This window comes from Collinsella aerofaciens (genome assembly GCF_039752985.1).
Classification (GTDB): Bacteria; Actinomycetota; Coriobacteriia; order Coriobacteriales; family Coriobacteriaceae; genus Collinsella; species Collinsella aerofaciens_BT.
Genome location: NZ_JBDMHA010000030.1, coordinates 20,698 through 27,511, shown reverse-complemented (window position 1 = coordinate 27,511; position 6,814 = coordinate 20,698). Strand labels below are relative to the sequence as shown.

Here is a 6,814-nt window from a genome sequence, read left to right as displayed (position 1 = left end):
GCGCATGGTCATGCACATATGCTCAGCTTCCATGAGCACAATCGCTCCCTGGGGAGCGAGATAATCCATGAGGGCGTCGGCAACCTGCGCACACAGCTGCTCCTGCAGCTGCAGACGGCGGGCATAAACCTCAACCGTGCGAGCAAGCTTAGAGAGCCCTGCGACACGGCCGTTGGGGATATAGCCAATGGTAGCCTTGCCATAAAACGGCAGCAGATGATGTTCGCACAGCGAGTAGAACGTGATGTCGCGCTCGATAACCAAATCGTTCGAAGCGACGGCAAACGTTTTGGACAGGTGCTCCTCGGCACTCTGGTCCATACCGCCGGCGATTTCGCCATACATACGGGCAACGCGCGCCGGGGTCTCCAGCAGGCCCTCCCGAGTTGGGTCCTCGCCTATGCCCTCAAGCAACAGCTTAATGGCGGCCTCGACTTTTTCCTGATCGACCATCTGGGCCTCACTTTTCCGATTTTGCGTTCGCGCTATGGTACCACGCCCTCCGGCATCGGCCACAAGCTACATAGTATGGGTCGAATAGACCGGATCATCACGCCAAAGTTCAACCGCATCACAAAGCGCAACGCCCTCGCGCTCAGCACGGGCGCGCGTAGCGTTCATATCGATCACGCGCTGATTGCTCGAGCCTCTGAAGCGCAACGAGATATCGTACAAATCCTGAACGAACGGACCGTCCACCAACATATCGAGGCAGGTAAGGATACGGTCCGTGACCTCGGTATGGTGGCAACCGCCCGGCATAAGCTCCTCGAGCACATCGCCGGTAAAGCACCAAATGGTCTTGCCCGACCCCGATGGATAGGCCGCACGCACGCGTTCGATAAAGTCGACAAGCCCCGCTTGATTCTCAGGTTCCATAGGCTCGCCACCCAGAATCGTCAGACCATCGATAAAGGGATGATCGAGACTCTCGATAATTTTGTCCTCGACGGCGCTATCGAACGGCTCGCCAGCGGCAAAGTCCCACGCGACAGAGTTAAAACAATTCTTGCACCCACGACGGCACCCGCTCACAAACAGAGAAGTACGAACGCCTTCTCCATCAGCAATGTCGAAATACTTAATGTTCGCGTAGTTCATAGGTAACTCTCCCGGGAGGCCGGGACATATCATCCCGTCCTCAAACATTCTCGGCCTTCGGCCTGCGAAACTGCGGGCGGGACGATATGTCCCGGCCTCATGCAAAGGGTAACTCAATGAACGAAGCGAACATCGAGCATAGGGTTCGAGGTCCAATAAAAACTGGGTTGCGGCTCAACCGCCATCGCAAGTAAATCGCAGCTGCAGCTCAAATTATTTCCGCTAAGAACTTCGAGGAGTGAGCAGACCGCGCGCTGCATCTCAGCTACGTTAACTTGGCTGAACCGAGAGGGCCGCTTGGGCTTTTGCTCGATATGAGTTCCGCACGCAAAGAAGGCCACTTAATGTGGCCTTCGTCTTGCGCAGGACTGTCCGAAATAGCGAGCAAATGCCCAAGCGTCCCTCTCGGTTCAGCCCCGGAGCGGTATTAGAGATGCAGCACGCGGTCGCGGATCTCCTCGGTTCGACCCTGGTTCCAGAACTGGGTACCGATGTAGCCGCACGTACGACGAGCGACGTTCATCTTCTCCTGGTCGCGGTTGCCGCAGTTGGGGCACTCCCACACCAGCTTGCCATCGTCCTCGACAATCTTGATCTCGCCATCGTAGCCGCACACCTGGCAGTAGTCGCTCTTGGTGTTGAGCTCGGCGTACATGATGTTGTCGTAGATGTACTGCATCACGCGAATGACAGCCTTGAGGTTGTCCTGCATGTTGGGAACCTCAACGTAGGAGATGGCGCCGCCCGGCGAAAGCTGCTGGAACATACCCTCGAACTTGAGCTTATCGAAAGCATCAATCTCCTCGGACACATGAACGTGATAGCTGTTAGTAATGTAGCCCTTGTCCGTAACGCCCGGGATAATGCCAAAACGGCGCTGCAGGCACTTGGCGAACTTGTAGGTCGTCGACTCCAACGGCGTGCCGTACAGCGAGAAGTCGATATCGCTTTCGGCCTTCCACTCGGCGCACTTGTCGTTCATGCGCTGCATGACGGCCATGGCAAACGGCGTGCCTTCCTTCTCGGTGTGGCTGTGGCCCGTCATGTACTTGACGCATTCATACAGGCCGGCATAGCCCAGGCTGATGGTGGAGTATCCGCCCACGAGCAGCTTGTCGATCGTCTCGCCCTTCTTCAGACGAGCGAGGGCGCCGTACTGCCACAGAATCGGTGCGGCGTCAGAAAGCGTACCCATCAGGCGCTCATGACGGCACAGCAGGGCACGGTGGCACAGCTCAAGGCGCTCATCGAAGATCTTCCAGAACTTGTCCATATCCTGGTGCGAGCTCAGTGCGACATCAGGCAGGTTGATGGTCACAACGCCCTGGTTAAAGCGACCATAGTACTTGGGCTTGTTCGGGTCGTAGTTCAGCGCGTTGGCAACATTGTTAAAGCCGTTGCCCGAACGGTCGGGCGTCAGGAAGCTGCGGCAACCCATGCAGGTGTAGCAGTCGCCGTTGCCGGCGGTCTCGCCCTTCGACAGCTTGAGCTCGCGCATCTTCTTCTCGGAGATGTAATCGGGCACCATGCGCTTGGCGGTGCACTTGGCAGCCAGCTGGGTCAGGTAGAAGTACGGGGAATCCTCGTGAACGTTATCGTCCTCGAGTACATAGATAAGCTTGGGGAATGCCGGGGTAATCCAAACGCCGGCCTCGTTCTTAACGCCCTCGTAGCGCTGGCGAAGCGTCTCCTCCACGATCATGGCAAGGTCGTGCTTCTCCTGGGGCGTACGGGCCTCGTTAAGATACATAAAGACCGTCACGAACGGCGCCTGGCCATTCGTGGTCATAAGGGTCACGACCTGATACTGAATCGTCTGGACACCGCGACGGATCTCGTCACGCAAGCGGTCCTCAACAACCTCGCGGACCTTTTCGGGAGATGCGGAAACGCCGAGCTCCTCGAGCTCGCGGGCGACCTCGCCACGAATCTTTTGACGGCTCACCTCAACAAAGGGGGCAAGATGGGTCAGCGAGATAGACTGGCCGCCGTACTGGGAGGAAGCAACCTGGGCGATAATCTGCGTCGCGATGTTGCAGGCAGTCGAGAAGCTGTGCGGCTTCTCGATCAGCGTGCCCGAGATAACAGTACCGTTCTGGAGCATATCCTCCAGGTTCACCAGGTCGCAGTTATGCATGTGCTGGGCAAAGTAGTCCGAATCATGGAAGTGAATCAGGCCCTCATTGTGAGCATCCACAATCTCCTGGGGCAGCAGCACGCGCTGGGTCAGGTCCTTGGAGATCTCGCCGGCCATATAGTCGCGCTGAACGGAGTTGACGGTCGGGTTCTTGTTGGAGTTCTCCTGCTTGACCTCTTCGTTGTTGCACTCGATCAGCGACAGAATCTTGTCGTCGGTCGTGTTCTTCTGGCGCTTCAGGCTCTGAACATAGCGATAGATGATGTAATGGCGGGCAACCTCGTAGCAGTCGAGACGCATGATCTCGTCCTCGACCAGATCCTGGATCTCCTCGACCGACACGGTGTGACCCGCGTTCTCGCATGCCTCGGCGACGTTTTGTGCCGCGTAAACCACCTGGCGGTCGGTTAGACGAGAGCTCTCCTCGACCTCCAAGTTGGCGGCGCGAATCGCATTGACGATCTTATCGATGTCAAAGACAACCTCGGTGCCGCTGCGCTTGATGATCTTCATCCTCTTGCCTCTTTCGCGTCGTAGCCTCATTGCGCTTCAGAGCCAAACGATGCCCGGCAGGGCTTGCCCCTGTCTTGCGGCGCCGTCGCGCAATCTGTGTTCTCGATAAACCATAGGTCCTCATGCGGACATTCCTCGCGGCCGATCAAGCGGCTCAAAGGCGTGTCCAAATGGGGTGAATAAGGTCCTCGTTCTCTGTCCGCCATCTATCATACGACAAAGACGCATCTATATCCTGTATTCTTTTTTTAGGTCAAACACAACATATAGTGTTTCAGCAGGTCAAAGCAATTGGTCATTTTGCAGACGCATTATAAATGAGGGGTTCTTGGCGAGTCGGTAAAACGTTACCAACACGGCTACCTGCATGGCAGTTATAAAACCCCCTTAGTCAAGCCGCTGACAAATCCTACTAAAACCAAGCCACTCACGCCAAAAGAATCCAAAAGATTATGCTTGACCAACATGTTGCGGTCGAATGCCGGCGGACGGAGCGACGGGACTGCAAACGCTCGGAAGACTGTAGCCCCGGCACCCCGTCCGCCGGCATTCGATAGGCGAGGAGCTATTACTTCTCTTCGCGAGCTATCAAGCCATTGATAGAAAGAGGGCCGCCGGCATATGTCGGCGGCCCCGATAAAACATGATGGGCGGCAAAGCAACTACTCGAGCGGTTACTCCGCCTCGCCGCTGGCCGCCATCTTCTCGGCCTCGGCAAGCTGGGCCGGAGTGAGCTTGCGATACTTAATGGCGCCAAAGACGACACAAGCCGCACAGACAATCATGCCGGCGATGAACTTCTGGTCAATCGTTGCACCAAACGGCGACGTCACGGCCTCAAACACAATGGGAGACAGTGCCATGCCAAAGTTGATGCCCGCCATGCCAATGGCGAGGTTAAACGCACGTCCCTCGGGAGCAGAGTTGCCGGCGGCAAAATTGCCCTCCAGCGGCACGTAGGTCTCCTTGCCCAGCGCAACGACAAAGCCCGCAACGCACAGCACCATAAAGGCGGGCGCAACCAGCGTCAGGCCCAGGCCAACGAGCGTCACGCCCCACGCGATCGGCATCGACAGGTTCTTGAACTTGGCAAACAGCGGGCCCACTAAAAGGCCAGCCGCAATGCCGGCGACCGTCATGACGGTCGAAGCGAGGCCAGCCTCAACAGTGCCGCCAAAGCCGCGACCCACGACAAGCAGCGAGACATTGGAGCTAAAGAGCTGGAACGTGAGTACGAACACAAAGCTCATGACCGTGATAATTGCGACCTCTTTGGGCATGTTGGCAAACACGTTGACCTTACGCTTGGGCTCAAGATGACCCTCGGGCAGGCAGACGGCCTCAATGACGATAAACACGATCATGATGAAGTACGCCGCATAGCTGTGGAACCACTCGGCAGAACCCAAGATGCCGGAAACCATCGTCCAGATAATGCCACCCAGTGCAACAAAGGTTGAGTAGATGCCCATGACAAACGAACGCTGCTTGCCACCGAAATAGTCGGCGATCAGAGCGTCGGTCGAGTTCTGCACGGCGCCAAGGCCAAGACCCATCACGGCAGAGGCCGCAAGAACCTGGGCAAGCGAATCGTGGAACACCAGCACCGAGGCGCCGGCGAGCATCACGATAACGTGGCCGACAAGCGTCGTCTTCTTCTTGGATACACGCGAGGCGAGCTGGGAAGACACGAGCATGGCGGACACAGCCATCATGAGCGGAATGATGCCGATGATCATCTGGACGGCAGCGATGTTCTCGTTGGGAAACGCCGCCGCAACAGAGGCCACGATGGGGACGGGCACCAACATGCCCATAATGCACATGGCGGCAGCATAAATGCCCACCAGGTACTTGATCTTGGTTTTATCCATGATCCATCCTTACACTTAGAAAAAGGGTCGGAGCGGCCGGACGTCACCATCGGCCGCCCCAAACACAGCACTATCAGTCGTTAAAACCAGTGAACACGGGCTCTCCGCTGTACACGAGCGCTTCCTCGACACCATCGAGTACGCGGCAGGCGCCAGACGCCATCGCCTCGAGCTCAAACTCGCCGGGATAAGCCGACACGGGGGCGATCCAAGAGCAGCATTCCTCAATCGAGGCAACGAGCTCCTTGCTGTGGACCATGCCGCCTCCGAGCAAGATACCGTCGACATCGCCCTTCAGCACACATGCCATCTCGCCAATCCACTTGCAGATTTGGTAGACCATTGCATCCCAGGCGCGAGCTGCGGCCTTATCTCCCGCTGCAGCACGTTCGCACACCTCGATGGCATCGGAGGTACCCAAAAGGTCAACGAAGCCGCCAGTCTTCATGCAATGGGCGCGGGCGACATCAAGACCGTGCTCCGCGGTGTACTTTGCGACCTCGATCGCGGGAACCGATCCGCAGCGCGTCGGCGCCATGGGGCCTTCGCCGCCAACGATGTCGTTGCCGTCGACCATCTTGCCCTTAAGGTGGGCAGAAATCGAAATGCCACCGCCGATATGACAGACAATAAAGTTGCACTCGTCGTATGCGCGACCGAGCTTTGCCGCATGGCGGATGGCGGTCTCTTTGAGATTAAGGGCGTGCAGGTGCACGTTTCGATACACGCCCTTAATGCCCGTCATGCGTGCGAGGTCGCACAGCTCGTCGGTATCGGGAGGATTCACCACAAAGGCGGGCTTGCCACATTTCACGGCAAATTCGTGGGCAATCTGGGGCCCCAGCTGCGCCGGGTGCCGAACGCCATTCGCACCGATGCGGGCATGCTCGAGCATAACCTCGTTGATGGCATACGTACCACCGGGCAGCGAAAGCAAGCCACCACCGCGACCGACAAATGCATCAAAGTCCTCGAGCTTTAGGCCCGCCTCCCCCAGCGCTCCAAGAATCAGATCGCAGCGATACGGCATCTGAGCCGAAACCCCGTCGAACTGGGCAAGGTCCTTCGCATCGTGCGCAACGTTCTTACTGAGCTTGCACTCATCGCCCTCAAAAACGCCCACCTTCGTGGAAGTGGAACCAGGGTTGATTACCAGGACGCGCCAGGGAGTCTTTTTATCGGACATGCC

General features: G+C 57.4%; 5 protein-coding genes. All 5 read right to left on the bottom strand.

The window, feature by feature from the left end; all coding sequences use genetic code 11:
* The coding region (folE, locus tag ABHR76_RS05525) for a GTP cyclohydrolase I FolE (protein WP_346977012.1) at positions 1 to 453 on the bottom strand (453 nt) is incomplete at its 3' end.
* A 66-nt stretch (positions 454 to 519) separates the two neighbouring features.
* Positions 520 to 1,101 carry an anaerobic ribonucleoside-triphosphate reductase activating protein gene (gene nrdG / locus ABHR76_RS05520; RefSeq protein ID WP_346977011.1) on the bottom strand — a complete coding sequence of 194 codons (582 nt, stop codon included), beginning with the start codon at positions 1,099 to 1,101 and terminating at the stop codon, positions 520 to 522.
* A gap of 427 nt (positions 1,102 to 1,528) precedes the next feature.
* Positions 1,529 to 3,751, bottom strand: a complete 2,223-nt coding sequence (gene nrdD, locus ABHR76_RS05515; protein WP_055309732.1) for an anaerobic ribonucleoside-triphosphate reductase — start codon at positions 3,749 to 3,751, stop codon at positions 1,529 to 1,531.
* Between the two features lie 674 nt (positions 3,752 to 4,425).
* The gene (locus ABHR76_RS05510; protein WP_346977010.1) at positions 4,426 to 5,625 is read right to left on the bottom strand and encodes an MFS transporter; all 1,200 of its coding nucleotides are present in this window, start codon (positions 5,623 to 5,625) and stop codon (positions 4,426 to 4,428) included.
* Between the two features lie 73 nt (positions 5,626 to 5,698).
* Positions 5,699 to 6,811, bottom strand: coding sequence for a butyrate kinase (gene buk, locus ABHR76_RS05505; protein WP_346977009.1), 1,113 nt, complete (start codon positions 6,809 to 6,811; stop codon positions 5,699 to 5,701).
* Positions 6,812 to 6,814: the final 3 nt, after the last annotated feature.

Bases quoted from the DNA above. Each gene is read 5' to 3' on its own strand.
- buk (WP_346977009.1), bottom strand. From the start codon at position 6,811: ATGTCCGATAAAAAGACTCCCTGGCGCGTCCTGGTAATCAACCCTGGT.
- ABHR76_RS05510 (WP_346977010.1), bottom strand. From the start codon at position 5,625: ATGGATAAAACCAAGATCAAGTACCTGGTGGGCATTTATGCTGCCGCC.
- nrdG (WP_346977011.1), bottom strand. From the start codon at position 1,101: ATGAACTACGCGAACATTAAGTATTTCGACATTGCTGATGGAGAAGGC.
- nrdD (WP_055309732.1), bottom strand. From the start codon at position 3,751: ATGAAGATCATCAAGCGCAGCGGCACCGAGGTTGTCTTTGACATCGAT.